1 protein-coding gene is annotated in these 977 nt (G+C 68.7%); it reads left to right on the forward strand.

Translation table 11 applies throughout. The features are described 5' to 3' along the window. Positions 1–41 precede the first annotated feature (41 nt). A protein-coding gene (locus GWI24_RS44600; protein WP_281791779.1) for an IS5 family transposase occupies positions 42–973 on the forward strand; the annotation gives its coding sequence in 2 pieces (ribosomal slippage) (positions 42–374 and positions 377–973; 930 coding nt in all). Positions 974–977 lie beyond the last annotated feature (4 nt).

The following is a 977-nucleotide window of genomic DNA, read 5'->3' on the forward strand; positions in this document are numbered from 1 at the left end:
CCGATCATGTGACTGCGTCGTGTCTTGGTCGTTGATGTGGCATGGGGCGGGGTGATCTGACGGATGCGGAGTGGGAACGACTGCGGCCGTTCCTGCCGGTCAGCAACGGGCGTTGTGGCAGGTGGCGGGATCACCGGCAGGTGATCGACGGGATCTTGCACCGTGTGCGAACCGGGGTGCAGTGGCGTGATCTGCCCGAACGGTTCGGGCCGTGGAAGACCGTCTATGAACGCCACCGGCTGTGGTCGGCCGACGGTACCTGGGAACGCCTGCTGCAGCAGGTCCAGGCCGCGGCCGACGCCGTCGGCGACATCGACTGGGACATCGCGGTCGACTCGACCATCGTGCGCGCTCACCAGCACGCGGCCGGTGCCCGCATCGATCCGCCGCCGGCGACCGCGTCAAAGGGGGCCGAAACAGCAGAACACCAGGACGAGCCACCATGGCAGAGCCTGCTCGCCCGCCTGGTGGAGGTGGTGCAGGAGGTGAGGGCCTGGGCCGCTCGCGCGGCGGGCTCACGAGCAAGCTCCACCTGAGCTCCGACGGCCGCTGCCGCCCGCTGTCCCTGATGGTCACCGGGGGACAGCGGGCCGACTGCACCCAATTCCAGCCGGTGCTCGAGAAGATCCGCGTTCCACGGCCGGGACTGGGCAGACCGCGCACGAAGCCCGACAGCCTCGCCGCCGACAAGGCCTACAGCAACGGGCCCTGCCGCGACTACCTGCGACGACGAGGCATCCGGCACACCATCCCGGAGAAGACCGACAGCCAGGCCGCCCGCTTACGCAAAGGCTCCCGCGGCGGACGGCCACCCGGATTCGACGAGGAGCGCTACAAGAAGCGCAACACAGTCGAGCGGGCGATCAACAGGTTGAAGCAGTCCCGGGCCGTGGCCACTCGCTACGACAAACGCGGCTACGTCTTCCTCGGCACTGCCACCACGGCCGCCCTGGTCATTTGGCTTCGCACGTGATCGC

The organism is Streptomyces sp. MK37H, assembly GCF_018035285.1.
In the GTDB taxonomy this organism is placed as follows: domain Bacteria; phylum Actinomycetota; class Actinomycetes; order Streptomycetales; family Streptomycetaceae; genus Streptomyces; species Streptomyces endocoffeicus.